This is a genomic window from Phycicoccus jejuensis (assembly GCF_044797865.1).
Lineage (GTDB): Bacteria > Actinomycetota > Actinomycetes > Actinomycetales > Dermatophilaceae > Phycicoccus > Phycicoccus jejuensis.
In genome coordinates, this window is sequence record NZ_CP085209.1 from 1,700,603 (window position 1) to 1,726,239 (window position 25,637).

Below are 25,637 nucleotides of genomic sequence, written 5' to 3' on the forward strand. Positions count from 1 at the left end.
GCCGTGACCACGCGATCCCTCAGCGACCTCGTCAAGGCCTACGACGTGCGCGGAACCGTCCCCGACCAGCTCGACCCGGAGGTCGCGCGCGCCCTCGGGGGCGCCTTCGCCGAGGTCGTCCTCGCCGCGGACGACGCGCCGGCGTGCGTCGTGGGCCACGACATGCGCGACAGCGGGCCGGCGCTCGTCACGGCCTTCGCCGAGGGGGTGCGCAGCCGCGGGCGGGACGTCGTCCTCATCGGTCTGTGCAGCACCGACGGCCTCTACTACGCGAGCGGGGCGCTCGACCGGCCGGGCGCGATGTTCACCGCGAGCCACAACCCGGCGCAGTACAACGGGATCAAGCTGTGCCGCAGCGGTGCCCGGCCCGTCGGGCAGGACTCCGGCCTCGCCGACGTCCGCGTGCTGGCCGAGCGCATCCTCGCCGGCGAGGTCGCGGACCCCGACGGGCCGCAGGGGACGCTCACCGAGCGCGACGTCCTCGCCGACTACGCCGGCTTCCTGCGGGGGCTCGTCGACCTCTCCGGCATCCGGCCGTTGCGCGTCGTCGTCGACGCGGGCAACGGGATGGGCGGGTTCACCGTGCCCGCCGTGCTGGGCACGCAGGCAGGCCTGCCGGCGCTGCCGGTCGAGGTCGAGCCGCTGTACTTCGAGCTCGACGGCACCTTCCCGAACCACGAGGCGAACCCCCTCGAGCCCGAGAACCTGCGCGACCTCCAGGCCGCCGTCGTCGCGCACGGCGCCGACCTCGGGCTCGCGTTCGACGGTGACGCCGACCGCTGCTTCGTCGTCGACGAGCGCGGGGAGCCGGTGAGCCCCAGCGCGATCACCGCCCTCATCGCCCGCCGCGAGGTGGCCCGCGCCGTCGCCGAGGGGGCCGACGCGGCCGACGTCGCGGTCGTGCACAACGTCATCACCTCGGCGCAGGTGCCCGAGGTCATCGCGGCCACCGGGGCCCGGGCCGTCCGCACCCGCGTCGGCCACTCGTTCATCAAGGCCGAGATGGCGCGGCACGGTGCGGTCTTCGGCGGCGAGCACAGCGCCCACTACTACTTCCGCGACTTCTGGTTCGCCGACACCGGGATGCTCGCCGCGCTGCACACGCTCGCGGCCCTCGGGGAGCAGGACCAGCCGCTCAGCGTGCTCATGGCCGACCTGTCGCGCTACTCCGCCTCGGGGGAGGTCAACTCGACCGTCGACGACGCGGCCGCGGCCACGGAGCGGGTGCTCGCGTGGGCCGAGGCCGAGGGCGTGGAGGTCGACCGGCTCGACGGGCTGACGCTGACCCACCGGGGTGGTGACGGCGACCCGATGTGGTGGCTCAACCTGCGGGCCTCGAACACCGAGCCGCTGCTGCGCCTCAACGTCGAGGCCGCCGACGTCCCGACGATGGCGCGGGTGCGCGACGCCGTGCTCGCGGTCGTCCGCGCCGGCTGACGGTCGAGGCCGGCGCGACGGGCTCAGGCGGGGCCGGGGCTGCTCCGGCGCGGCGCCACGACCCGCGCCTGCGTGGCCCGTCGGACGGCCTGCTCCTCGAGCCGGAGCGCCTCGCCGGCCCCGACCCGGTCGCCGGTGGCGTCGAGCACGTCGGCGAGGACCTGGTAGGCGAAGGCCACGCTGAGCGGTCTCTCGAGCGCCGTGAACTCCTCGATGACGGTGCGCAGGTCGGACTCCGCGCCGGCGAGGTCGCCGAGAGCGAGCCGCGCGCGGGCCAGGGTCCGGCGCGACCGGGCCGCGAGGAAGGCGTCGTGCGAGGTCAGCGCCCGGTCGAGCGCCGTCTGCGCGTCGTCGAGGGCCTCCTGCGGACGGCTGCTCGCGAGCGCCACCTCGGCGCGGGCGTCGAGGGCGTACGAGTACATGTGGACGGCCTCGATGCTCGCGAGCAGGTCGAGCGCCTCGTCGATGAGCAGCACGGCGGGGCCGAGCTCCCCGGTGCGGCGGTGCACCCGCGAGAGCTCGAGCGTCGCGAGCGCGTAGGCGACGGTGCGGGGCGAGTCCTCGAGGAGCCGGCGGGCCCGGGTGAACTCCCGGGCAGCGGGGCCGAGCTCGTCGTAGTCGTTGTGCAGGGTCCCGCGGACGACGGCCGCCCAGCCCGCGAGCGTCGCGTCACCACCGCGACCGATCGACGTCTCCGCGGCGTGGACCGCCCGTTCCGCGTAGGCCCGGTGCCCCAGCGACACCGAGGCCAGCGCGGCGACGAGCGAGGCGGCAGCGGCGGCGTCGTGCGCCCCGAGCAGGTGGAGACGCCGGCGGGCGGCCTCCGCGAGCTCCCGCGCCTGCGCTGACGCCGAGCGCCGGTCCTGGAGGAGCCAGGCGCGGCACAGCAGCAGGTGGGCGACCCCGAGACGGCTGTCGTCGTCGGCCCCGACCAGGGCGCCCCGGACCTCGCGGTCGGCCTCGAACCACGCGTGGAGGTCGCTGGAGGCATCCGTCCCCAGGGCGGTCTGGACGAGGAGGCGCCACGCGAGGTCCGGCCGGACCGGCGTGAGGCGTCGCGAGAGCGCGACGAACAGCGGTGTCTCGGTGCGGAAGAAGCGGCGCGAGCGTCGGCGGACCACGGGGGAGGGGGCGGGAGGCGCGACCGCAGCGGGGAGCTGCGGGACCGGGACCAGGCGGTAGGGCCGGTCGACGAGGAAGGCGTCCGCGCGGGCCACCGCCGCCGAGCCCAGCAGCTCGACCTCGGACGGGCTCGGCCCGGCGCCCCCGGGGCGGTCGCCCCGGGTCGTGTGGCGCACGTGCGCGCGGACGAGGTCGTGCAGGCGGTACTGCGTGTCGTGCCCCTCGCGGACGACGGGCTCGACGAGGCCGGCCTCCAGCAGCGCGTCGAGGGCCGCCTCGCCCGCGGTCGGGTCGCCGAGCACCCCGCCGACGACCCAGCCGCTGAAGGCGTCGACCGGCAGGTGCGCCAGCGCCTCGAGCGCGGACCGCGACGGCGGGAGCAGACCGGAGACGAGCCCCTCGAGGCTCTCGTGGACCACCGCGAGGTCGTGGCCCGAGGAGGTGCTGCCGCGCAGCCGGGCGGCGAGGTCGTCGAAGCCGAGGTCGGGGCGCTGCGCCAGCCGGCCGGCGGCGAGCCGGAGCGCGAGGGGCAGGCCCCCGGTCAGCCGGACCACCTCGTCGGTGGCCTCGGGCGCCTCGTCGGTGCGCAGGGTGCCGACGAGCTCCTCGAGCAGGCGGCGGGAGGACGCGGGGTCGAGGCTGCCGAGGCGGACGTGGTGCCCGGCCGCGAGCCCCGGGAGCGGACGGCGCGAGGTGATGAGGGCCATCGAGCCGGCGCCCGCGGGCAGCAGGTCCGCCAGGCGCGCCACGTCCTCGTCCCCGTCGACGTTGTCGAGCACGAGCAGGACGCGCCGGGCGTCGAGCAGCGAGCGCAGCAGCCCCACCCGGGCCCGCGTCGACGCCGGGACGCCCTCGGGGTGGACCCCGAGGAGGGGCAGGAACGTGGTCACGAGGGTCTCGACGGGGGTGCCGCCCGGGAGGTTGCCGCCGTCGTGGTGGAGCGTCCCGCCGGGGAAGCGGTCGCGCAGCGCGTGGCCGGCCTCGAGGGCCAGGGTCGACTTCCCGGTGCCCGGCAGCCCGGTGACGGACACGACGACGGCGGCGTGCTCGAGGCCGGCGGCGGCACGCAGCACCCGGTCGACCTCGGCTGCGCGGCCCACGACGACGTCGGGCCGCCGCGGGAGCGTGCGGGGGACCGGCAGCGCCGCGGGGAGCGCGGGCGCGTCGTCGGCGGGGAGCGACCCCGGCCGGGACGCCGGGCGGCGCGAGCCGGTGAGCACGGCCTGGAGCGCGCCGGCCAGGGCGTCGGAGGGCCGCACCCCGAGCTCGCGGTCGAGCCGCTCGCGGGCCGCGTGGAAGACCTGCAGGGCGCGGCGCTGCTGGCCGGTGGCCGCGAGCGCCTGGACGAGCAGCGCGGTGAACCCCTCGTGGAAGGGGTGGCGCGCGGAGAGCGCGTCGAGCTCCGCGACGAGGCCCTGGTGCACCCCCGCGCGCAGGGCGGTCTCGTGGCGCTCCTCGAGCACCGAGAGCCGCTCCTGGACGAGCCGGTTGCGCTCGACCTCGACGGCCGCGGTGGCGGGGGGCCCGAGGAGGGGCTCGTGCACGAAGGTCGCCAGCGCCCGGTCGTAGAGCTCGAGGGCCGTCACGGGGTCGGTGGCCCGCGCCCGCCGGGCCGCCGCCAGACGGTCGGCCCACACGGCCACGTCGCGCTCGACGCGGTCGGCCAGCCGGTAGCCGCGACCGTCGGTCACGAGGACCTGTGTGCCCTCGGCCTTGCGGCGGATGCCCGACACGAGGGCCTGCACCCGGTTGCGGGCCGACGCGGGCGGCTCACCGTCCCAGAGCCAGGTGCCGAGGGAGTCGACGCCGACCTGGTCGCGCAGGGCGGCGAGGGCGAGGAGACCGCTCTCGAGCTCGGTGAGGCGCAGCGGGCCCGAGGGGCCCGTGAGGCGCAGCCGTCCGAGGACCTCCAGGTACACAACGCCTCCTCCCACGCGTCGTCCCTGCGGCGTCGTCTCCTCCCGACCCTAGAGACCGTCCCCGCAGGTCACAACACCGGACACGCCGTGGGACGGCCACGGTCGTCCCCGGGCGCACCGCGCGGCCGGGCCGGGTGGTGGACCGGTGTGGGAGGATCGGCGACGACGTCCAGACACCCCGGAGAGGACCCCATGAGCGAGCCGGCCGGCACCAGCGCCCACCTCGAGCCCTGGCTGCGCGAGATCCTGCGCTGCCCGGCGTGCCGGAGCGAGCTGCGCGACGACACCGGTCCCTCCGGTCCCGAGCTCGTCTGCACGAACGGCGCCTGCGGCCTCGCCTACCGCATCGACGAGGGAGTGCCGGTGCTCCTCGTCGACGAGGCCCGGCACCCGGCCTGAGACGGACGCCGCGATGGGGTGGGTCGACGAGGCACGGCTCGACGACGTCGAGGCCCTCGCGGCGCTCGACTCCCGCGACACGCTGCGCTCGCTCGCGCAGGCCGGGGCCCAGGTCCGGCGCTCCCTCGTGTCCGCCGAGGAGGCGGGCATCGCGCGCGTCGCCGGTGGTGAGCGCCCGCGCTCCGTGCTCGTCGCCGCCCTCGGCGGCTCGGCCGTCGTCGGCGACGTCCTCGACTGCCTGACCGACCCCGGCTCACCCGTCCCGGTGATGCTGCGCGCCGACGGGCCGCTGCCCGGCTGGGTCGGCCCCCTCGACCTCGTCGTCGCCGTCTCGCAGTCCGGGCGCGCCGCCGGCCCGCTCGCCCTCGCGGCCGAGGCCGGCCGCCGCGGGGCGTCGCTGCTCACCGTCGGGGCGGCCGACTCGCCGCTGGCCGACGTCACCGCCCGGGCCCGCGGCGTCCACGTCGAGGTCGCCCTGCCGGCGCCGTCCTCGCGCACGGCGCTCTGGTCGCTGCTCGTCCCCGTCCTCGTCGCCGCCGACCGCCTCGGGCTCGCCGACGCCCCGGACGACGCGCTGCAGCGGGTCGCCCGGGTCCTCGACGAGGTGGCCGAGGAGTGCCGGCCGTCGTCCGACGCCTTCGTCAACCCGGCCAAGGTGCTCGCCACCTCGCTCGACGGCACGGTGCCGGTCGTCCTCGGCGACGGCGCCCTCACGGGGGTCGCCGCCTGCCGGGCCGCGCAGATGCTCTCGCGCACCGCCCGCGTCCCGGCGACGCACGGCCGCCTGCCGGACGCCGCGAGCGCCGCCGTCGCCGCGCTGGACGGGCCCTTCGCGGCGGGCCTCGGGGCCCGCGACGGCGGGGGAGCGGGCGGCGGGCGCGACATCTTCGCCGACCCCTACCTCGACGGGCCCGCGATGCCCCGCCTCGGCCTGCTCGTCCTGCGCGACCCCACCCTCGACCCGGCCGCGGCCGGCCTCGCCGACGCCGTCGTGGCCTCCGCCGAGGACGCGGGTGCGGTCGTCCTCCAGCAGGAGGCCCGCGCCGGCCACCCGCTCGAGCGGCTGGCGTCGCTCGTCGCCCTCACCGACTTCGCGGCCACCTACCTCGCCCTCGGGCTCGGGTTCGACCCGTCGGTGTCGCGGCACGTCACGGACCTGCGCGACCGCACCTCCTGAGCGCACCTCCCGGGCCGGGACCGACTCGTCCGTTCGGCCGGGCCCGCCCCGGCGGCACCTCGCCGGCCTGACGGGCGCCCCTAGGGTGGCGGCCGTCCGGCACGGTGGGGAGGGAGCGCGTCATGGCCCGCTCGACCGACCGTGCCGCGACGGCCGTCGTCGTCGCGCTCGCGGCGGCCTCCGTCGTCCTCGAGCTGGCCTCGTTCCGACGCGGCCTCGACTTCTGGGACGGCGCCTGGACCCTCGTCCTCGCCGAGCACCCCGGGGTCGCGCTCGACCGCGAGGTCGTCACCGTCCAGTACCTGCTGCACCCGGTGTGGGTGCTCGTCGGACGGGACGTCGCCCTCCTCGAGGCGGTGGGCTTCGGCGCGCTCCTCGTGACCGCGGCCGCGGCCGCCCTGTCGGTGTCGGCGCTGCTGCGCGCCGAGGGGGTCGAGGTGACGCGACGCCGGTCGCTCCTCACGACGGTGGTCGTCGCGGCCTCCACCGCCACGGCCTACGTCGGGGTGGGCCGCGTCCCCGGCTACCGCGTGGTCGCGCTGCTCGGTGCCCTCTGGCTCGTCGTCGCCCTCGCCCGGGTCTGGACGACGCGCCGCCCGGCGTGGGGAGCGCTCGCCGGTGCGGCGGGCGTCCTCGCCTTCACGGGGAAGCCGACCACCGCGGCCGCCCTCGCGCTCCTGCTCCTCGCCGCCCTGTGCGCCGGCCGTCGCCAGGTCCTGCCGACGGTGGCCTGCGCCCTCGTCGGTGCGGTGGGGGCCGGCGCCGCCGTCCTCGTCGTGGCCGGCCTCTCGCCGGCCGGTCTCGTCCGGCACCTCGCGGGCGGGCTGGCGGTCGACGAGGCGGCAGCGACGCACTCGTCGTGGCTCGCGATGCTCGGCGTCGCCCCGGTGCCCGCGCGGGTGCTCCTCGTCCTCGGCCCGCTCGTCCTCCTGCCCCTGCTGCTCGCCCTCCACGACGTGCGCTCCAGCGCGGTGCCGCGGTGGCCGACGGGCCTGGCGACGGTCGTCGGCGTCGTCGTCCCGGTGGGCGTGGCCGTGCTCGGCGCGTGGCTCCTGTCGGCGCAGGGCTACGGCGCCCAGTCCGCGCAGCTGCTCCTGCCGTGGGGGCTCGGTGCCCTGGGCCTCCTCGCCCTCGCTGCGTCCCGCGCCCCCCGCCCACCCGTGGTCCTGACCGGCGTGCTCGTCGTGCTGCCCTGGACCGTCGCCGTGGGCACGAACACCGGGTTCTCGGCGACGATGACCCAGGCGGCCGCCTGCTGGGCCCTCGCCGTGACGACGGGGCTCGCCCTCGTGCGGGCGCGGTGGCCCCGCACCGACCGGCTCGCGGTGCCGGTCGCGCTCACGCTGGTGACGACGACGGTCCTCACGCAGGTGCTCTGGTTGGGTGACGCCGTCGAGGGCCGTGGGGTGCTCGGGGCGAGGTCCACGACACCGGTGCTGGGCGGTACCCTCGGCCTGGACCGGGACACGACCGCGCTGGTGCGCGGGCTGACCGGTGCGCGGCAGCGCGAGCACCTGGCCGGGCGTCCGTCGGTCGACCTCACCGGGTTCGGCGCCGGCTACCAGCTGCTCCTCGGGACCCGTCCGCTGGGGCGCGCGTCCTTCTTCGGGACCTTCCGGGGCGCCGACCGGGGGGCGGCCCTCACCCTCGGGCAGGAGGACCGGCGGGACCTGTGCTCCGCCGTCGTCCTCGTCGCCGACCCGGACAACCCGCTGGGCGTCGTCCCGGCGGCGTCGGCGGTGGGCCTCGATCCCGCCCGGGGCTACCGGGAGGTCCACCGCTTCCACCCGAGCCACGGGGAGCCGGTCGTCACCGCCCTCACCGTGCGCGTCCTCGTGCCGGACCCCGCCGCGGACGGCGCCTGCGGCGGGGTCAGTCCGGGCGGCGGGTGAGCGCGAGCCGCTCGGCCCCGGGCAGCGCGAGCAGGTCGACGCCGGTGACGAGCAGCTTGCCGCCGCGGGTCCCGCTGCCGATGACGACCTCACCGGCCTCGACGACGGCGTCGTCGACGAGCACCGGCCACCCCTCGGGCAGGCCGACCGGCGTGATCCCGCCGAACTCCATCCCCGTGAGGCCCACCGCCTCGTCGTGCGGGGCGAAGGAGATCTTGCGGGCGTCGAGGTGGCGGCGGACGACGCCGTTGACGTCGGCGCGGTCCGTGGCGAGCACCATGACGGCGGCGTACCGGGTCTCGCCCCCGCGGCGGCCGGCGACGACGACGCAGTTGGCGCTCGCCCCGAGCGCGACGTCGTAGGCGTCGCAGAACGCGGCGGTGTCCGCGAGGTCGGCGTCGATGGCCGCGACGAGCGCGCCGTCGACCTCGCCGACCGCCGCGGCGACCGGTGGGGCGAGCAGCTCCGGGTGCTCGGCGGCGGGCATCCAGTCGAGGGTTCCACGTGCGCTGGGCATGCGACGACGGTACGGGCCCGGGCCTCCCTAGGATCGCCCCATGAGCGAGACGAAGAGCGGCGGGTCATCCGGGGGGTCGGAGGCCGAGAGCTCGGCGGCGGTCGTCGCGGCGCTGCTCGCCAACCTCGGGGTGGCCGTCACGAAGTTCGTCGCCTTCCTCCTGACCGGCTTCTCGTCGATGCTCGCGGAGTCCATCCACTCGGTCGCCGACACCGGCAACCAGGTGCTGCTGCTCGTCGGGAGCAAGCGCGCCGGGCGGGCGCCGGACCAGGAGCACCCCTTCGGCTTCGGGCAGCAGCGCTACGTCTACTCGTTCCTCGTCGCGATCATGCTCTTCGTCCTCGGTGGGCTCTTCGCCCTCTACGAGGCCTACGAGAAGATCCGCGAGTCGCTCGGCGAGGAGGACTACGACCCGTTCGAGTCCCGGTGGTGGTGGGTCCCGCTGGCCGTGCTGGTGGCGGCGATGGTCATGGAGGGCCTGAGCTTCCGCACCGCGATCCGCGAGTCGAACAAGGTCCGCCGGGGCCGCGGCTGGGTCCGGTTCATCCGCACGACGAAGTCGCCCGAGCTGCCCGTCGTGCTCCTCGAGGACTTCGGCGCGCTCATCGGCCTCGGGTTCGCGATGGCCGGCGTCGGGCTGACGCTCGTGACGGCCAACCCGGTCTGGGACGGCATCGGGTCGGGGGCGATCGGCGTGCTGCTCGTCGTCTTCGCCGCCGTGCTCGCGGTCGAGATGGGCTCGCTCCTCGTCGGCGAGGCCGCCTCGCCCCGGGCCCGCGAGCGCATCCTCGCCGCGCTCGAGTCGCCCGAGGCCGTCGACCGCGTCATCAACAGCCGCACCCTGCACCTCGGCCCGGACCAGGTCCTCGTCGCCGCGAAGCTCGCCGTCGGCGAGACCGACAGCGCGGCCGAGGTCATCGCCGCCATCAACGAGGCCGAGCAGGCGGCCCGCGACAGCGTCCCCGAGGTGCGCCTGGTCATCTACCTCGAGCCGGACGTCGACACCGCCCCCGGCAGCCCGAGCGTCGACGGCCCCGGCGAGGTCTCGGCCGACCCGCGGGAGAGCGCCGTCGAGGACGCCTCGCGCGGCTGAGGCCTCGAGCCCGCCCCGCCCGCGCCCGCCGGCCGTTCTCACCGCGATGACCCCGCACGTGCGGGCTTGTCGGGGTCAAGGACCGGTTCTGACAGCGATAACCCCGCACGTGCGGGCTTGTCGGGGTCAAGGACCGGTTCTGACAGCGATAACCCCGCACGTGCGGGCTCCCCGCGCCGGCCAACCCCGAGGTCGCCGGCGTCGAAGGCCGGGGCGACGGCTGGGAGGGCGCACGCCCGCTGCGGTATCCTGAGAGGCGCTGCACCGGCCCGGGTGATGACCCTCGCAACGCGCGGCCCAGATGGGCGATGCCGGTCAACCGAATCGCAACGACCTCCTGAGGAGCTCACGCATGCCCGTTGACCACAAGGTCCGCGACCTCTCGCTCGCCGAGTCCGGTCGCCACCAGATCCGCCTCGCCGAGCACGAGATGCCCGGCCTGATGTCCCTGCGCGCGGAGTTCGGCGACAGCCAGCCGCTCAAGGGCGCCCGCATCGCCGGCTCGCTGCACATGACCGTGCAGACCGCGGTGCTCATCGAGACGCTCACCGCGCTCGGTGCCGAGGTCCGCTGGGCCTCCTGCAACATCTACTCGACGCAGGACGAGGCCGCCGCGGCCATCGTCGTCGGCCCGCACGGCACCCCCGAGGACCCCCAGGGCGTCCCGGTCTTCGCCTGGAAGGGCGAGACCCTCGAGGAGTACTGGGACTGCACCGAGCAGATCCTCACCTGGCCGGGCGGCCAGGGCGCCAACATGATCCTCGACGACGGTGGCGACGCCACGATGCTCGTCCACAAGGGCAAGGAGTGGGAGACCGCCGGCCAGGTGCCCCCCACGACCGAGGAGGACACCGAGGAGTTCGGCGTCTTCAAGGCGCTCGTGCGCCGCACGATGGGCCAGGACCCGCAGAAGTGGACGAAGGTCGCCGCCGAGATCAAGGGCGTCACCGAGGAGACCACGACCGGTGTCCACCGCCTCTACCAGCTGGCCGAGGCCGGCGAGCTGCTCTTCCCGGCGATCAACGTCAACGACTCGGTCACCAAGAGCAAGTTCGACAACAAGTACGGCTGCCGCCACTCGCTCATCGACGGCCTCAACCGCGCCACCGACGTCCTCATCGGCGGCAAGGTCGCCGTCGTCGCCGGCTACGGCGACGTGGGCAAGGGCTGCGCCGAGTCCCTCCGTGGCCAGGGCGCGCGCGTCATCGTCACCGAGATCGACCCGATCTGCGCGCTCCAGGCCGCGATGGACGGCTACCAGGTCGCCAAGCTCGAGAACGTCGTCGACCAGGCCGACATCGTCGTCACCTCGACCGGCTGCTTCAACGTCGTCACCGCCGAGCACATGCAGCAGATGAAGAACAAGGCGATCCTCGCCAACATCGGCCACTTCGACAACGAGATCGACATGGCCGGTCTCGCGAAGGTCCCGGGCGTGCAGAAGCAGGAGATCAAGCCGCAGGTCCACGAGTGGACGTTCGACGACGGCGACTCGATCATCGTCCTGTCCGAGGGTCGCCTCATGAACCTCGGCAACGCGACGGGTCACCCGAGCTTCGTCATGTCGAACTCGTTCTCGAACCAGACGATCGCGCAGATCGAGCTGTTCGGCAAGACCGACGAGTACTTCGACGAGGAGGGCAAGCCGGAGGTCAAGACCCTCCCGAAGCACCTCGACGAGAAGGTCGCCGAGCTGCACCTCGAGGCGCTCGGGGTCGAGCTCACCGAGCTGACCAAGGAGCAGGCCGAGTACCTCGGCGTCGACGTCGCCGGCCCGTACAAGCCGGAGCACTACCGCTACTGAGGTCGTCGGTCGTCCCCCGACCGACACCCACGAGGGCCGTCCGGACACCGTCCGGGCGGCCCTCGGCGTCTGCACGGCCCGTCAGGGGACGGCGGACGCCGCCGGACGGCGCAGGAGGACCCACCCGTCGGCCTGCGCCGACGCCCCCCACCCGGAGGCCACGAGGGTCCGCTCCGCGGGAGACGCCGTGCGGACGAGGGCCACCGCGCACCCGCGGCGCTCCGCGAGGGCCGTGGTGCCCGAACCGCCCGCCGCGAACCGGGCGTAGTCCTCGATGTCACGGGCGTCGTACAGCTCGGTCCGGCCGTCGACCACCGGGACGAGCGCCGGGTGCGCCCACCAGAGCCATCCGCCCGCGTCGTAGTCGTTGCACACGACGCTGCCGCGGGGCAGCGCGCTGAGGGGGGACGCGAGGGCCGTCGGGAAGCCCGCGGGGCGGGTCACGGCGCCGGTGACCGAGATCGCCGAGGCGCCCGCCGCGAGGACCGCGGCCACCGCGAGGGCCAGCACCTCCGGGCGGGCGACACGCTCCCGCGCGAAGGGGACGAGTCGCTCGAGCGCCGGAGCGAGGAGGGGCACGAGCAGCACCGCCGCGAGCGACACCGTCCGCCCGTGGCTGACGACGAGGTAGGAGGCGAGCCCGAGCACGCCGATCTCCGGCCACGAGGGCAGCGGCCCGCGTGAGCGCAGGGCGACGAGCAGGAGCGCCATCCCGACGGTGACGACGAAGGCCGGCAGGTCGCGCGTGGGGGGCTGCCACTCCTCGATGAGCGCGGTGATGCGGCCGACCTCGAAGGGGGCGGCGAGCAGGCGCGGGCCCACCGGCGTCAGCGCGGCCACCACGAGGCACGCCACCGCCGCCGCCGCGGTCCGCACGAGGAGGGCGCGCGGCGCCCGCTCGAGGAGCAGCCCGACGAGGACGACCCCGCCGAGGACGGGGGAGACGAACCAGAAGCCGTGGCAGCACGCCCAGACCCAGGTGAGCGGCACGAGCCACCAGCGCACGCGGCCGTCGCGGGCGGTGGCGGTCCAGCCGTGCGCGGCGACGACGGCGAGCGGGAGGGAGAGCGACTGCGGGCGGGCCGTCACCGTCATCGAGGCCCCGACGAAGGCGGCGAGGGCGACCGCGGTGGAGACGAGCACGGACGCCTGCCGGCGCGCCACCGCGTAGCAGGCGAGGACGGTGAGGAGGGCGAACACGGTGACCAGCCACGCCACGGCGCCGACGCCGCCGACCGCGTGGACGCCCGCGAGGAGGAGCTCGCCGAGCCACTGGTGACGGATCCACACGTGGGTGGTGAAGGGGCTCCAGGGGTCGGGCCCGACGAGCTCGAACCGCTGCGCGAGCTCCTGTCCGGCGCGCAGGTGCCACCAGGTGTCGGGGTCCTCGATCGGCCGGAGGGTGCGCACGGCCACGACGACGAGGAGCAGCGCCACGGGCGCGACGCGGGTCCACGCGGGCGTCGACCACTCGCGGCGCGCCGTCGGGCTGACCGTCCGGGAGGTCGTGGTGGCGGTCACGGGGGCAGCGCCACGGGGCTGGTCACCACGAACAGCGTCCGGACCCACCACAGCTGCACGGCGAGCTCGACGCCGAGCAGCAGGCCGGCGCCGAGGAGGACGCGGCTCTGGCTGCGGACGGCCCGGTCGAGCGGCCCCGTGAGCGCCCGACGCAGGGGCTCGACCGGGACGAGCGTCAGGAGGGCGTAGCGGGCCAGGCTGGGGTTGACCGTGGTCGTCATCAGGACGTAGCCGAGGTAGCTCGTCCCCCAGGTGCCGAGCCCGTCCGGTGACCGGAACCGGTCCGGGCGGCGCAGCCGGACGACGGCGAACGCCAGCGCGGTCGCGACGAGGAGGGCGACGAGCACGGGACCGACGAGCTGGGCCAGGCCGCCCACCCATCCGCCGCCGAGCCCACCCGCACGCACCCAGGCGCGCATGGTGTCGAAGTAGGCCGTCGGCACGCCCGTCATGACGGCCACGGCGACCGGCCAAGCCAGCGTGCAGACCCCCGCGAGGACCGTGAGGAGGGCCAGCGGCCGCACCCGGACCCGGGCGGCCGGGTCGTCACGGTGTCGCAGCGCGAGCAGCAGCGCGAGGCCGAGGAGCAGCGCGAGCGGCGCGAGGATCGGGCGGGTGACGGCGAGCACGACGAGCAGCCCGGCCGCGGGGCGCCAGCGTTCCTCGTGGATCGCGCGCAGGGTCGGGACGAGGACGGCGAGGGCGAGCGACTCCGTGTAGGTCGCCTGGAAGAGGACCGCCGTGGGGAAGCACACGAGCCCGGCGACGGCGAGGTGGGCCGTCATCCGGCCCCGGGTGACCACGAGCCAGCGCGCCAGCAGCGCGCAGCCGACGGCTCCGGCCACGAGGCTCACGAGGCCCCCGGCGACGCCGAACCCGGCCCCGGTGACGGCCATGACCGCGCGGCAGAGGAACGGGTAGAGGGGCGAGAAGGCGTAGGGGTTGCGCTCGGCGGGTGGGCCGAGGACCGACGGGTCGTCCGGGTACCCGTGGCGGGCGATGGTCTCGTACCACTGGCCGTCCCAGTTGGTGATGACCTGCCAGTACCCCGGCGCCGCGGGGGAGGTGCCCTCGACGTGGTACGTGGGTGAGTCGGTGAGGGCGATCTGGTCGGGTGCGCTGACCACGAGGAAGACCGCCGAGACGGCCCGCGCGACGAGGAACACCGCGACGGCGACCACCGCGTCGAGCCGGGTGGCGACGGCGGGACGGGCCGGCCGGAGGGCGACGGCGGTCATCGGGGTCGGCGCCGGACCGGCGCCGGCGACGCGGCAACGGCGGCCGCGGCGCCGAGGGCTCCACCGACGCCGCGGGACGCACGCCACGACGGGGCGACGTAGCCAAGCAGCACGTGCTTGATGGTAGTTGCGGGAGTGTTGCGCCGCAGGCCGATCGAGTGCAGCGGGCAGACCCGGCGTGCTGGGCCCCAGCCGCGGGGCCCACTGGCCGGCGTCGGACCTCCCGGTCACGCGACGCGCTGCGCCCTACGATGGCGCCGTCCTTACCGGTGAGCCTTCCGCTCCGCCGGACCAGGCTGGATCGAGGAGCGTCGTGAGCCATCCGGAGCAGCTGGCCTTCATCGCTGCGTGTGTCGAGGCGAACCGGGACCTCGTCGATGGCGGCTCCGTGCTGGAAGTGGGCTCCTACGACGTGAACGGCAGCGTGCGTTCGGTGTTCGCCGCAGCCCGCCGTTACGTGGGTGTCGACCTCGTCGAGGGGCCCGGTGTCGACATCGTGGCCGCCGGGAAGGACGTCGAGGCACCGGACGCGTCCTTCGACGTCACCGTCTCCGGCGAGTGTTTCGAGCACGACCCGGACTGGCGCGAGACGCTCCGGGCAATGGTCCGTCTCACCAGGCCCGGCGGTCTCGTCATCGTCACCTGCGCCTCGCGTGGTCGCGTCGAGCACGGGACACGACGGACGACTGCAACCGAGTCGCCCGGCACGCAGAGCCTCGGTCTGGACTACTACCGCAACGTGTCGATCGACGACGTGAAGTCGCTGCCGCTGGTCGAGTGGTTCGACCAGCACCTGCTCGTCCACGCACCACGTGCCGCGGATCTTTACCTCTGCGGTGTCCGCCGAGGCCGGGGCGAGGCTCCGTCGGGGACGTTGCCCGACGAGGCGTCGGTGTCGGCCGCTGCCGACCTGATGTCACCAGTCGACCGGGCCGTCCGTCTGCCCTTGCGCGCGATGGCCTTCGGAATTCGTGACGAGGCACGCTTCCAGGCCGTCGCGACCCGCTACTGGCGGCTGCTCCTCCTCGTGGGGGCTGCGGCGCGACGGCTTCGGCGGCCCCGAGGGTCCTCGGCTTGACGGGCCGCATCAGGCGCGCCGCCGCGAGTCCCCTGGCCGGCTTCGGGGCCGTCCTCGCGGTCCAGCTGGTCGGGGGAGTGGTGCAGACCGTCGGGTTGCTGGCGACTTTGGGACCCGTGGGGTGGGCCACGGTCTCCGTCGGTCAGATCGCGGGCTTCCTCGGGGCGACCCTCGCCTCAGGTGGCTTGGTGACCTTCGGTGGCTCACTCGTGGCGACGAGCGAGCCCGCGGAGCGGCCCGGCGCGCTGCTGGGAACGCTGCGGGCGCGCGTGGTCTGCGCCGGGGCGACCTTCGCCGTCCTTCTCCTCGTCCTCTCCGCCATCTCCCCGGGGCCGCTCGCCGTGTCCGCCACGACGGCCGCGGCGACCCTCGCCTCGTCGCTCGCCGCATCCTGGTACTTCATCGGACGCGGTGAGCCCGCCCGATGGCTGAAGGCGGACGTCCTGCCGTTCAACGCGGCGGCGGTGGCCGGTGTCGCGCTCACGTGGGTGTACCCGTCGTCGGTCGCCTACGCGCTCGTCTATGCCGCTGGGGCGAGCGTGGCTGTGGTCCTCAGCCTCCGTGCGGTTCGCGCCGACCATCGGCCGGCTCCTGCTCCGCCGCAGTCGACGGTCGCGTCGTTCCTCGTCGGGCACCGCGCACTGCTGGCCACTGGGGCGGCGGCAGGGGTCAACGGCCAAGGTCCTGCCCTTCTCATGGCGGCCTCCGGGGCTCCCGCGGTGCCCACGTTCCTCCTGCTCGACCGGCTCGTGAGGTACGTCGTCGCAGGGGCCGCCCCCCTGGTGCAGGTGACCCAGTCCTGGGTCCCGGGTGGAGGTGCCGAGGCGATGGGGCGCCGCGCACGAAGGGCACTGGCGACGACCGCCGTCGTCGCGGGCCTCGTGTCTGTGGCTTTCGGTGCGCTGTCCGGGCCGGTGGTGTCCGCACTGTCCTCCGGCGACACCGCTGTTCCCGGAGTCGACCGGGTTCTCTTCTCCGTGCTCGTTGCCGTCCTCGTGCTCACGCAGGTGAATGCCCTGGCCGTGATGGTCCCGCTCGGGCTCGGACGCGTCCTGGCCGTCTCGACGTCGCTCGGTGCGGTCGCGATCGCCCTCGGTGGGGGTGTCGCAGCGGCGCTGGGCGGCCTTCGGTCGATCCTCGCGGTGACCCTCGTCGTCGAGCTCGCCGTCCTTCTCGTACAGCTTCGCGCCGTCAGGCGGACGACGAGCCGCTAACGCGCCTGAGGTGCCGCTCCCGCTCGGAGGCGGAGCTCGGTGGGCAGCCCCGGCACCATCGTCGCCATCACCCAGGGCGAGACCGACGACGAGCGCAGCCCGCGCCAGAGCAGGAGGAGCGCATCGCGCCTCCGCGACCGGAGGCTCAGCACCCAGGCGGCGCGGAGGAGGGCGTCGTCCGGCTCGTCGACGCGGGTGGTCAGGGTCTCGACCGTGAGGCGTCGCCACCCGAAGGCGAGGGTGTGGGCCGCCCGCAGGGACTGCGCCGGCGAGTGGCCACCCTCGTAGGTGTCGGCCAGCGTCCGCAAGCGCGCCAGGGCACGTCGTGGGGTCCATCGCCGGTGCAGTGCCACCTCCCCGACGAGGTTGCCTCCGTGCTGGACGTAGTCCTGGACGACCGTGTGCTCGACGAGCCAACCGCCCGAGGCCGCCGCGGACAGGGCGAGCCAATGATCGTGCATCTGTGTCACGGTGTGCAGGCGAGGAAACGGGAGTGCGATGTCCAGAAGCTCCCGGCGGAACACGGTGAAGGCGCCCGTCACCTGGTTCTCGAGCAGCAGGTCCTCGAACACCACCGCGTGGCGCGAGGTCGAGGTCGCGAGCACCGTTCCACTGGGCCAGCCGACGACCCGCGCCTGTCCCGAGACCAGCGCCACCTCGTCGAGGTGGGGGACGAGGCGCTCGAGCTTGTCGGGGTACCAGCGGTCGTCCTGGTCGGCGAGGGCGACCCACGCGGCGTCGGCGGGGAGCGAGCCCAGCAGACGTTCGACGTTGAGGTAGAGCCCGACGTTGTCGTCCCACCCCACGACCTCGAAGCGCGGGTCGTCACCGACGGCGGCCACGACGAGCCGCCGGACCTCGTCCCGGCCGCCGTCCGCGCCGACCAGGCAGCGGAAGGAGCCGAGCGTCTGGTCGCGGATCGAGCGCAGCTGCACCGTGAACAGGTCGGGGTCGGGGCGGTACGCCGCGAGGACGACGGCGCCCGGACGGCCGGCGAACGACGTCATCGGACGCTCTCGCCGAGCGGGCGTGCCGCCCGGGGCGATGCGGCCCGCGAGCCCACGACCGCGCGCCGCCAGTAGCCGGCCACGAGCCGGTCGAGGAGCGCCTGCCCCGGGGCGGGGCGCACCTGTGCCGCGGAGAGGGTCGTCGTCAGGACGTCGTGGAGCGCGTCCGGGTGGGTGACGAGCGACTGCACCCGCCGCCGGCGGCGGACCAGGTGGCGGGGGTGGCGCGCGAGCCAGGCGAGCGCGCTGAGGTGCTCGCGCAGCCACCGGTCGCGGGCGGCGACGGCCACGAGGGCGACCTCGCTCGCGAGCAGGAGCGGGAGCGCCCACCGCAGGAGCGGAGCGGGGTAGGTCGTGAGGACGCTCGTCAGGCGGTTGCGCTGGAGCAGGTACATCGTCCTCGGGTTGTGGTTGAAGGTGTACGCGTGGGTTGCGCCGGCCTCCGGGACGACGACGACGCGCAGCCCGGCGAGGTGGCAGCGCAGGCTGAGGTCGGTGTCCTCGTAGTACATGAAGAAGTCGGCGTCGAGGCCCCCGAGGCGGTCCCACGTTGCCCGGCGCATCGCGAAGAAGGCACCCGTGACGGAGGCGACGTCGCGCTGCTCGGTGTGCTGCGTCGTGGGCTCGCCGAGGCCCCCGGCCCAGCAGAGGCCGGTGACGTGCACAGGATTCCCGGCGGCGTTGACGGTGTCGGGGCGGTCCTCGAAGACGACTCTGCCGCAAGCCATCCCGACCGACTCGTCCCCGAGCGCGGACCGCAGGGCGTCGAGCGACCCCGGCAGGATCGTGGCGTCGCTGTTGACGAACACGAGGACGTCGCCGCTCGTCGCCGCCACCCCGGTCACCGCGCCGCCCGCGAAGCCGGTGTTGCCCCCGGCGTCGAGCCGGCGCACGCCGGGCACGTCGACGCTGCGGGTCAGCCCGTTGTCGACGAGCACGGCCTCGTCGCCCGGTCCCATCTGCGCCGTGACCGACGCGAGGCACGCCTCGAGGCCCGCCTCGGGCCCGTGGCCGACGACGACGACGGAGGTCCTCACGACGCCCGGGGGGTCGTCGGTCGGGCGGCGCCGGCGGTGTCCGGGGCCGACGGGTCCACGGCGGGCGACCCACCCGCGGCGGGCAGGTGGGCGCGAAGCAGGGCGACCTCCTCGGCGAGCCGGCGGGTGCGCGACTCGAGGCGACCGACCTCGCTGGCCAGCTGCATCGAGACGACGAGGAGGAACAGGACGCCGGAGAAGAGCACGAGGTTGAGCGGCACCTGGACGTTGACCGCCGCCGAGAGGTCACCGAGCAGGTCGGGGAAGAGGGCGAGGACGACCGCGGCCGCGCCGAGGACCACCCAGGCGAGGGCGAGCCGCCCACGCACCTGGCGCCGGCGGACGAGCTCGAGGCTGAGGAGGAGGACGATGACGCCCCCGACGAGGCCGAGCCAGTAGCCGTCGGGCCTCACGGGGCGCCCTCCACCGGGACCGGCACGGACCAGCGGCGCACCATCCCGAGCCCGATGGCGGCCACGGCGCGCGAGAGGTAGACGACGGACCCGACGACGCCCTGACTGGGGCGGCCGTGCTCGCGTGCCGTCATCCGCACCGGAACCTGGCGCACGACGAGGCGGCAGCGCCGCGCGATGACGAGGGTCTCGAGGGTGTCGCCGAGGTACTCGGCCGGGTAGTGCTCGGCGAAGACGCGGACCGCGCGCGGGCCGGCGGCGCGGTAGCCGGAGGTGACGTCGGTCAGGTGCGACCCGACGATCGCGGACACGAGCCGCGCGAGGATCGCCATGACGGCCCGGCGGGTCCGCGAGACGCCGTAGGGGTCGGCTCCGGCGAAGCGCGCGCCGACGACCACGTCGGCTCCCGCCTCCAGGGCGGCGACGAGCTCGGGCAGGTGCCGGGTGTCGTGCTGGCCGTCGCCGTCGACCTGGACGACGACGTCGTAGCCCTCGCGGACGGCGTAGGTGAAGCCGGTGCGGACCGCGCCGCCGACCCCGAGCCGGAACGGGAGCCGCGCCACGACGGCCCCGGCGGCGGCGGCGCGGGCGCCCGTGGCGTCGGAGGAGTGGTCGTCGACGACGAGCACGTCAGCGCCCGGGAGGTCGCGACGCACGCCGGCGACGACGGCCGCGACGGTGTGCTCCTCGTCGAGCGCGGGGACGACCACGAGGGTGCGCAGCATGCCGGTCACAGCACCTCCACCGCTGCTCGGGGCCCCGCGGGCCGGGGCGCTCCTCGACGCTAGTGCGGGCCTGCGCACGTCGTACAGGACGCGGGCCCGGGCCCGAGCCGGATGTCCGCGACGACTGGCCGAACGGTGGAGGCGCGACCCGACCCGGCCGGCGGATGCGGCTCCGGAGCCGCGCCCGCCGGCGCCGCCGCGTGCCATGCTCGCCGCGATGAGCACCGCGACGGTCCGGGTGACCGCGCCGACCGCCGGGTCGCCGCGGCCGCGCCCGCGCGACGCCGCCGGCCCGCTCGCCGACGGTCTCGTCGTGCTCGTCCTCGTCCTCGCCGGCGTCGTCGTCGTGGCGACGGGGGCGCAGGTCCTCGGGCTCCGCCCCCTGGCCACGCGCGCCGGCAGCGCCGCGGCGGCGGCCCTGGTGCTGGTACCGCTCGTGGCCCTGGCCCTGGGCCTGCACCTGCGGCGTCGGCCGGAGCGGCCTCTGGCCCGCGACCGGGGGGCCCCGGCGCGAACGCTGCTCGTCGCGGCGCCGGCCCTCGTGCTCGTGGCCGTCCTCCTGTGGTCGCTGACGCTGCCGCACGCCCTGCGGGTCGAGTGGTTCGTCAACGGCGACCACGTCCGCCACCTCGTCCTCGTCGCCGACGAGCGGGCCCACGGCGCCCTGGACTACTCGGTCCGGGGCTACCCACGGGCCTGGCACACGACGGTCGCGCTCGTCCGGAGCCTGACCGGTCCGCCCTCGGAGCGCGCCGACCTCGTCGGACTGCTCGACCTGATGGCGGGAATGGTCTGGCTGCTCTTCGCCGCCGTCGCCCTGGCGACGGCCTCGCTCACCTCGGCGCTGGCCACCCGGGCCGGCCTGGCCCCGTGGACGGCGGCCGGGGCGGCCGCGACCGCCGGCGCGGCGACCCTGTGGCCGGCCTTCCTCGGCAACTACCAGGCGCTCGGCTTCGAGGGCTCGCTGGTGGCCGCCCTCGTCGTCGCCGTGCCTCTCCGCGAGGTCCTCGTGCGGTCCGTGTCGGTCACCGCGTCGCTCACCGCGTGGGCCGGCCTGCTCGTCATGGCCCACACCTGGCAGCTCCTGCTGCCGGTCTCGGGTGCGCTCGCGCTCGTCGCCACCGTCGCCCGGGTCCGCGCCGCGGCGCCGGGACGACGGGCTCGTCGACTCGCCGGGGCGGCCGGGCTCGGGGTCGTCGTGGCCGCCGCCTCGCTCCCGGCCATGACCGCGGTCGTCGGCGCCGTCGGGGTCGGGCACGCGGTCGTCGCCGACGTCGAGGCACCCGTCCCGCTGTGGTTGCTCGGTCTCGGCCTCGCCGCGACCGCGGTGCTCGCGGTCGTGCGACGTCACGACCGTACCCTCCTCGTCGTCCTCGCCCTCTCCGTCCTGCCGGCGCTCACCGCGCTCGGCCTGGCCGTGCGGCTCGGCATCCCCGTCACCCGCTACTACCCGGCAAAGCTGCTGTGGCACAGCACGGTCCTCGGTCTGTCGATGGTCACCGTCGTCGCCTTCCTCGCGGTCGTCCGGGCCCGAGCGCAACGCCTGCCCACGCTCGTCGGGCGGGGCGTCCTCGCGGTGACGGCCGCCGTCGTCGCGCTCGGCGCCGTCGTGACGCCCGTGGCCGCCTTCGGGGGCGCGTGGTCGACGGTCGACGGGGCCACCGTGCTGCGCCTCCTCGACGTGTCCGGCGCCGAGCGAGCCCAGGTCGTCTGGTCCGGGGGGCCGCTCGTGACGGACGTCGCGACGCGCATCCTGCTCGACGGTGACCGCCCGGAGGCCGGCCGTCGTGACACCCCCCAGGGCGGGCTCACGGTGGTGCAGGAGTGCGACCTGCTGCGCGCGGCGGCGGACCCCACCGTCCTCAGCGACCGCCCCGAGGCGGAGGTCCGTCGTCGCTACGCCTGCGTGCCCGCCGTCACCGTCATCGGGCCGGCGCGTGGCTGAGACGACCCTCGCCCCGGCGTCCCGGACCGCGGCGCCCGCGCGACGGGTGCGCCGTCGGTGGGCCGACCTGCCCGTCGTCGTGCGTTACGGCGTCGTCGGCGGCGTCACCCAGGTCGTGTACCTGTCGGTCCTCGCCGCGACCCTGGCCGCCGGGGCGAACTACGTCGTCGCGCTCGGGGCCGCCCAGCTGGCGGCGATGATCTTCGCGTTCCCCGCCTACCGTGGTCAGGTCTTCCGCGCCGAGGGCCCGCTCGGGCGCCAGCTCGTCGCGTTCCTCGGCGTGTGGTGGACGGGTGCCGCGCTGAGCCTCGTGGGGGTCCCCGCCCTCGTCGAGGTGGCCGGGCTGCGACCCCTCGTGGCGCAGCTGCTCGTCCTCGTCGGGGTCGTCCTGCTCAGCTTCGTCGGCCACCTGCGCGTGACCTTCCGGCGCACCGCCTCCTGAGCCACCCGGCCCCGCGCGGGGCAGCGGTCAGGGCAGGACCCAGCCGGTCCTCGTCCGGTCCGTGAGGGCGACCGCGCGGCGTCCGCCCTCCGCCGTCACCGTGAGGTCGCTGACGAACGCCGTCGTGACGCGCTCGGTCTCGATGTCCTTGTCGGTGGCTCCCGAGACGGTGACGGAGAGGTCGGTCGCCCCGCGCGCGGCCTCGACGGCGAAGGAGACCCGGGTGGGGGAGGCGTCGGACACGACGACGCGGGCGACCTCCCGGTCCCCGTCGGTGACCACGACCTCCCGCCGCTCGGCGCCGACGCCCCGGACGTCCATCGAGACGGTGACCCGTGTGGGCTCGCCCGGGTTCGCCAGCGACACACCGGCGTACGGGCCGACGTACTGACCGTAGGTGCCGTCCACGGTCTCGGGCTCGAAGCCGCCCACCGACGCGAGCACCGGGGCGAGGACCTGGGCGCGCCGCGCGTGGTCGCCCTCACCGGCCGCGCCGACCCGGCGCAGGTCCCAGGCGACGAAGGTGCCGTCGGCGGTCCGGGCCACCGGCTCGCCCCACGCCGCGGTGAGGCGGTCCGACGGGTCCTGGGCGTCGGAGAAGCCCTCCGTGTCGACCTCGAGCGCGCAGAAGCCGGCCGAGCGCAGGTCGGCCGCCAGCGCCGCGAGGTCGGAGGGGTCGACCGCCGACTGCCACGTCGCGGCCTCCGTGCCGCGCATCGCCGCCGCGCTGAAGCGCAGGTCGTCCGAGGCGAGGTACGGCTTGAGCTGGTCGTAGCCCTGCATCGTGCCCGGCCCGAGCGTCTCGGGGTAGGGCAGCACCGGGACCTGGAAGACGCCGCACCCGGCTCCGACCCGGTCCTGCAGCGACGAGGTGTAGGCGCGCAGCCCGGCCATCTCGCGGGCGATGGCGCGGTGGTCGGGCGCGACCGCGGGGTTGGTCTGGTCGAGGCTGCCGACGACGACGAGCGCGCCGGCGACGAGGCCGGCGGTGAGCATCCCGCGGCGTCGTTCCAGGCGCGTGAGCCAGGCCCCGACCGCGAGCAGGGCGAGGGTGAGGATGTAGAGCGAGACCCGCGACCAGGTCCGCACCTGCGGGGTCGCGAAGACGGCGACGAACGAGCCGAGGCCGCCGACCGTGAAGAGGAGGAACGACACGAGCATCAGCCCGGACCAGCGCAGGTGCTCGGCGTCGGCGCGCCGACCGGAGAGGAGGGCGAGCAGCCCGATGACGGCCAGGCCGGTCATCCCCGCGACGCCGACCACGCCGAGCGCCGAGGTCTCCACGGTCGCCCGCGTCGCCGAGCGGTAGGCGAGGGTGAGGTACCGGAAGGCCTCGACCCGGTGGTCGGGCCACGGGAGCAGCAGGTCCATGAGCTTGCCGGCGAACAGCTCCGACTCGGCCGGGTTGCGACCGGCCGGCACCCGGCCGGTGACGAGCACGCCGCGCATCCCGAGGCGCGCCACGGCCAGCGGCACGGCGATGACCAGGCCGATGCCGACCATCACCGCGAGGCCGCGCAGGAGGTCGGCCGGCACCCCGGCCACCCGCCGCGCGAGCGCTGCGACCGCCAGCAGGACGAGCGTGAAGGCCACGTAGTAGACGCCGCTGCCGCCCACGACGACGACGGCCGCGACGGTGACGAGCGTCCGGCCGCCGCGCCACCACGGGACCGGTCCGCCCCGGGGGGACAGCAGGGCCCGGCCACGGGCCACCTCGAGCACGAGCCACAGCGCGACCGGCACCACCCAGTACTGCGCGAGGTAGAGGTGGCCGAACCGCTCGGCGTGCCCCGGGGCGTTCGCGAGGAGCACCCCGAGGACGAAGCCGGCCGGCCGCCCGAGCCCCTGGCTGCGGGCCAGGAGGTACCCGGTGGCGCCGGTGAGGGGGAAGGACAGGACGAAGTACACGCCCCCGGCCGTGTAGACCCCCGGCACGACGAGGTCGATCGCCTTGACGGCGAGGACGTGCAGGACGTTGAGCTCGGGGAAGAACGAGGCGTCCTGGCCGAAGGGGAAGCCGAGGTCGGGGTTGTGCCAGTACCAGCCGTGGTCGTGGATGTCGCGCAGCGACGACAGGATCTGGGTGTGGTCCCACCCGAGGGCGATCGGGTCCGACGGGTCCCACTGCCAGAGGCGGAGCGACCACGCGCCGACGCCGAGGGCGACGAGCACCGTGGCGACCATCCAGGAGGCCTCACGGGCGCGTCGGGGTCGTGTCGTGCTCCCGGTGGCCATGAGCGTCGATTATGGTCGAGCCCCCGCTCCGACCCCGGCAGCTCGAGGAATCCCGTCATGTCGCAGGCCGATCCCACCCCGGCGGTCCGGCCCCGTCGTGGCGTCCCGGTCGCCTCGCTCGCCGTCGCCGCGTGGGTCGTGGCCCTCTCGTTCTTCGTCCTGCTCGGGTCCGACCTGCTGTGGGTCGTCGCGCTTGGCGACACGGTGCGGGCGACCGGCTCCGTGCCCGACGGGATCCCCTTCGCGTCCGCGCCGCAGGAGGGGTGGCACAACCCGATCGTCCTCGCCGAGCTGCTGCTGTCGGTCGTCGCCGGTCTGGGCACGCCGGCCCTCGCCGGGCTCCAGCTGGTGCTCGTCGCCGCCACGCTGCTCGTCGTCCTCGCGGACGGCCGGCGCGCCGGCGGGTCCGAGGTGCGGGGCGCGCTCGTCGCGACCCTCGTCGTGGTCGGTGCGGCGGCCGCCTTCGCGGTGACCCGCCTGCCGTCGCTCTCGCTCGTGCCGTTCGCGCTCGCGGTCGCGCTGATGCGCCGGCAGCACGAGCACCCGGACCGCGGCCTCTGGTGGCTCGTGCCGCTGTTCGTGCTCTGGGGCAACCTCCACGGCGCGGTGCTCGTGGGGCTCGCGGTCCTCGGGGTGTTCCTCGTCCTGTCACCGGGCGGCGGGCCGTGGAGGCGCCGCGTCGGGGTCGGTGCGGGCTCCGCGCTGGCCCTCCTGCTCACCTCCGCCGGGCTCGGGACGCCCGCCTACTACGTCCAGGCCCTGGCGAACGAGGCCGCAGCCCGCGGGACGGACCTCTGGGCCCGCCCGAACCTCGGGCACCCGCTCGACGTGGCGATGCTCGTGGCCGCCGCGCTCCTCCTCGCACTCGCGGCCCGGGCACGGATGCCGGTGTGGGAGTGGGTCGCCACGGCGGGGCTGGCGCTCGGCACGGCGTCGGCGGCCCGCAACGGCGTGTGGCTGCTGCTCTTCCTCGCCGCCGCCGCGATGCGTCCGCGCGTGGCCACCGGGCGGGGGTCGTCCGCAGGCCGTCCGTCCCTCGTGCCCGTGGTGGCCCTCGCCGCGGCTGCCGGCGTCTCGGGGGTGGTGCTCGCCGGCCGTGGTCCGTCGGTGGGCGCCCCCGGGCAGTCGGCCGTCGGCGCCGTGCGCGAGGTGGCCGCCGGGCGTCCGGTGCTGGCCGTCGAGCCGTTCGCCGAGACGCTGGCCCGCGAGGGCGTCCGGGTCTGGGCCGCCAACCCGATCGACGCGTTCCCGCGCGACGTGCAGAGCGACCTCCTCGACTTCCTCCACGACGGCACCGTGCCCGCCGGAGCCGACATCGGGGTCGTGGTCGTCGAGCAGGACGCGACGGCACCCGTGGTCGCCGCGGGCTGGCGGGTCGTGCGCGAGGTGGGTGGCTACGCCGTCCTCGAGCGCGACGGCTGA

At 75.7% G+C, this 25,637-nt stretch carries 20 protein-coding genes; 11 read left to right on the forward strand and 9 right to left on the reverse strand.

Annotated elements, in window-relative coordinates; translation table 11 throughout:
* Positions 1 to 3 precede the first annotated feature (3 nt).
* Entirely contained in the window at positions 4 to 1,437 is a 1,434-nt protein-coding gene (locus LG324_RS08000; RefSeq protein WP_404352864.1) for a phosphomannomutase/phosphoglucomutase, read from the forward strand.
* A gap of 23 nt (positions 1,438 to 1,460) precedes the next feature.
* On the opposite strand, the gene LG324_RS08005 is transcribed toward LG324_RS08000, so the two are convergent.
* A complete protein-coding gene (locus LG324_RS08005) occupies positions 1,461 to 4,478 on the reverse strand; it encodes a BTAD domain-containing putative transcriptional regulator (RefSeq protein WP_404352866.1) in 3,018 nt (1,005 codons plus the stop codon).
* A 192-nt stretch (positions 4,479 to 4,670) separates the two neighbouring features.
* Between LG324_RS08005 and LG324_RS08010 the strand changes: the two genes are divergently transcribed.
* The 3 genes from LG324_RS08010 to LG324_RS08020 all read left to right on the forward strand — a co-directional run bounded on the left by LG324_RS08010 (position 4,671) and on the right by LG324_RS08020 (position 7,946).
* Positions 4,671 to 4,877, forward strand: a complete 207-nt coding sequence (locus LG324_RS08010; RefSeq protein ID WP_030527619.1) for a Trm112 family protein — start codon at positions 4,671 to 4,673, stop codon at positions 4,875 to 4,877.
* Between the two features lie 13 nt (positions 4,878 to 4,890).
* A complete protein-coding gene (locus tag LG324_RS08015; RefSeq protein ID WP_030527618.1) occupies positions 4,891 to 6,054 on the forward strand; it encodes an SIS domain-containing protein in 1,164 nt (387 codons plus the stop codon).
* 122 nt (positions 6,055 to 6,176) lie between these two features.
* A complete protein-coding gene (locus LG324_RS08020) occupies positions 6,177 to 7,946 on the forward strand; it encodes a hypothetical protein (protein ID WP_404352867.1) in 1,770 nt (589 codons plus the stop codon).
* On the opposite strand, the gene LG324_RS08025 is transcribed toward LG324_RS08020, so the two are convergent.
* Positions 7,927 to 8,463 (reverse strand): YbaK/EbsC family protein, encoded by a 537-nt coding sequence (locus LG324_RS08025; RefSeq protein WP_030527616.1) that lies wholly within the window; start codon positions 8,461 to 8,463, stop codon positions 7,927 to 7,929. The two genes, LG324_RS08020 and LG324_RS08025, sit on opposite strands and share 20 nt — an antisense overlap.
* A gap of 40 nt (positions 8,464 to 8,503) precedes the next feature.
* On the opposite strand from LG324_RS08025, the gene LG324_RS08030 reads away from it, so the two are divergent.
* On the forward strand, positions 8,504 to 9,556 hold the full coding sequence (locus LG324_RS08030) for a cation diffusion facilitator family transporter (RefSeq protein WP_404352868.1): 1,053 nt from the start codon (positions 8,504 to 8,506) through the stop codon (positions 9,554 to 9,556).
* A gap of 352 nt (positions 9,557 to 9,908) precedes the next feature.
* Positions 9,909 to 11,360: an adenosylhomocysteinase gene (ahcY, locus tag LG324_RS08035; protein WP_404352869.1), complete on the forward strand. Its 1,452-nt coding sequence runs from the start codon at positions 9,909 to 9,911 to the stop codon at positions 11,358 to 11,360.
* Positions 11,361 to 11,441: 81 nt separating this feature from the next.
* Here the strand turns inward: ahcY and LG324_RS08040 are convergent, their stop codons facing one another.
* Together LG324_RS08040 and LG324_RS08045 are read right to left on the reverse strand one after the other, a co-directional pair.
* Positions 11,442 to 12,881 carry a hypothetical protein gene (locus LG324_RS08040; RefSeq protein ID WP_404352870.1) on the reverse strand — a complete coding sequence of 480 codons (1,440 nt, stop codon included), beginning with the start codon at positions 12,879 to 12,881 and terminating at the stop codon, positions 11,442 to 11,444.
* The gene (locus LG324_RS08045; RefSeq protein ID WP_404352871.1) at positions 12,878 to 14,119 is read right to left on the reverse strand and encodes a hypothetical protein; all 1,242 of its coding nucleotides are present in this window, start codon (positions 14,117 to 14,119) and stop codon (positions 12,878 to 12,880) included. Before LG324_RS08045 ends, LG324_RS08040 begins: the two co-directional genes overlap by 4 nt.
* Positions 14,120 to 14,432: 313 nt before the next feature.
* Here LG324_RS08045 and LG324_RS08050 point away from each other — a divergent pair, with 313 nt between their 5' ends.
* Positions 14,433 to 15,197, forward strand: a complete 765-nt coding sequence (locus LG324_RS08050) for a class I SAM-dependent methyltransferase (RefSeq protein WP_404352872.1) — start codon at positions 14,433 to 14,435, stop codon at positions 15,195 to 15,197.
* Positions 15,194 to 16,411: a hypothetical protein gene (locus LG324_RS08055; protein ID WP_404352873.1), complete on the forward strand. Its 1,218-nt coding sequence runs from the start codon at positions 15,194 to 15,196 to the stop codon at positions 16,409 to 16,411. The genes LG324_RS08050 and LG324_RS08055 overlap by 4 nt, the downstream gene beginning before the upstream one ends.
* Here the strand turns inward: LG324_RS08055 and LG324_RS08060 are convergent.
* From LG324_RS08060 to LG324_RS08075, 4 genes are read right to left on the reverse strand one after another with little or no spacing between them, the layout of a single operon-like run.
* Positions 16,408 to 17,418, reverse strand: coding sequence for a glycosyltransferase (locus LG324_RS08060; protein WP_404352874.1), 1,011 nt, complete (start codon positions 17,416 to 17,418; stop codon positions 16,408 to 16,410). The two genes, LG324_RS08055 and LG324_RS08060, sit on opposite strands and share 4 nt — an antisense overlap.
* The gene (locus tag LG324_RS08065; protein ID WP_404352876.1) at positions 17,415 to 18,455 is read right to left on the reverse strand and encodes a glycosyltransferase family 2 protein; all 1,041 of its coding nucleotides are present in this window, start codon (positions 18,453 to 18,455) and stop codon (positions 17,415 to 17,417) included. The genes LG324_RS08060 and LG324_RS08065 overlap by 4 nt, the downstream gene beginning before the upstream one ends.
* Positions 18,452 to 18,868 (reverse strand): DUF2304 domain-containing protein, encoded by a 417-nt coding sequence (locus tag LG324_RS08070; RefSeq protein WP_404352877.1) that lies wholly within the window; start codon positions 18,866 to 18,868, stop codon positions 18,452 to 18,454. Before LG324_RS08070 ends, LG324_RS08065 begins: the two co-directional genes overlap by 4 nt.
* Positions 18,865 to 19,593 carry a glycosyltransferase family 2 protein gene (locus LG324_RS08075; RefSeq protein ID WP_404352879.1) on the reverse strand — a complete coding sequence of 243 codons (729 nt, stop codon included), beginning with the start codon at positions 19,591 to 19,593 and terminating at the stop codon, positions 18,865 to 18,867. The genes LG324_RS08070 and LG324_RS08075 overlap by 4 nt, the downstream gene beginning before the upstream one ends.
* Positions 19,594 to 19,810: 217 nt before the next feature.
* On the opposite strand from LG324_RS08075, the gene LG324_RS08080 reads away from it, so the two are divergent.
* Entirely contained in the window at positions 19,811 to 21,538 is a 1,728-nt protein-coding gene (locus LG324_RS08080; RefSeq protein WP_404352880.1) for a hypothetical protein, read from the forward strand.
* Positions 21,531 to 21,980: a GtrA family protein gene (locus LG324_RS08085; RefSeq protein WP_404352881.1), complete on the forward strand. Its 450-nt coding sequence runs from the start codon at positions 21,531 to 21,533 to the stop codon at positions 21,978 to 21,980. Before LG324_RS08080 ends, LG324_RS08085 begins: the two co-directional genes overlap by 8 nt.
* Positions 21,981 to 22,007: 27 nt before the next feature.
* On the opposite strand, the gene LG324_RS08090 is transcribed toward LG324_RS08085, so the two are convergent.
* Positions 22,008 to 24,215 (reverse strand): hypothetical protein, encoded by a 2,208-nt coding sequence (locus LG324_RS08090; protein WP_404352883.1) that lies wholly within the window; start codon positions 24,213 to 24,215, stop codon positions 22,008 to 22,010.
* A gap of 57 nt (positions 24,216 to 24,272) precedes the next feature.
* On the opposite strand from LG324_RS08090, the gene LG324_RS08095 reads away from it, so the two are divergent.
* Positions 24,273 to 25,637: a hypothetical protein gene (locus tag LG324_RS08095; protein WP_404352884.1), complete on the forward strand. Its 1,365-nt coding sequence runs from the start codon at positions 24,273 to 24,275 to the stop codon at positions 25,635 to 25,637.

What these genes read in the sequence shown, in the direction of transcription:
- LG324_RS08010 (WP_030527619.1), top strand. Translation starts at nt 4,671, where the DNA reads ATGAGCGAGCCGGCCGGCACCAGCGCCCACCTCGAGCCCTGGCTGCGC.
- LG324_RS08015 (WP_030527618.1), top strand. Translation starts at nt 4,891, where the DNA reads ATGGGGTGGGTCGACGAGGCACGGCTCGACGACGTCGAGGCCCTCGCG.
- LG324_RS08020 (WP_404352867.1), top strand. Translation starts at nt 6,177, where the DNA reads ATGGCCCGCTCGACCGACCGTGCCGCGACGGCCGTCGTCGTCGCGCTC.
- LG324_RS08025 (WP_030527616.1), bottom strand. Translation starts at nt 8,463, where the DNA reads ATGCCCAGCGCACGTGGAACCCTCGACTGGATGCCCGCCGCCGAGCAC.
- LG324_RS08030 (WP_404352868.1), top strand. Translation starts at nt 8,504, where the DNA reads ATGAGCGAGACGAAGAGCGGCGGGTCATCCGGGGGGTCGGAGGCCGAG.
- ahcY (WP_404352869.1), top strand. Translation starts at nt 9,909, where the DNA reads ATGCCCGTTGACCACAAGGTCCGCGACCTCTCGCTCGCCGAGTCCGGT.
- LG324_RS08045 (WP_404352871.1), bottom strand. Translation starts at nt 14,119, where the DNA reads ATGACCGCCGTCGCCCTCCGGCCGGCCCGTCCCGCCGTCGCCACCCGG.
- LG324_RS08060 (WP_404352874.1), bottom strand. Translation starts at nt 17,418, where the DNA reads ATGACGTCGTTCGCCGGCCGTCCGGGCGCCGTCGTCCTCGCGGCGTAC.
- LG324_RS08075 (WP_404352879.1), bottom strand. Translation starts at nt 19,593, where the DNA reads ATGCTGCGCACCCTCGTGGTCGTCCCCGCGCTCGACGAGGAGCACACC.
- LG324_RS08080 (WP_404352880.1), top strand. Translation starts at nt 19,811, where the DNA reads ATGAGCACCGCGACGGTCCGGGTGACCGCGCCGACCGCCGGGTCGCCG.
- LG324_RS08090 (WP_404352883.1), bottom strand. Translation starts at nt 24,215, where the DNA reads ATGGCCACCGGGAGCACGACACGACCCCGACGCGCCCGTGAGGCCTCC.
- LG324_RS08095 (WP_404352884.1), top strand. Translation starts at nt 24,273, where the DNA reads ATGTCGCAGGCCGATCCCACCCCGGCGGTCCGGCCCCGTCGTGGCGTC.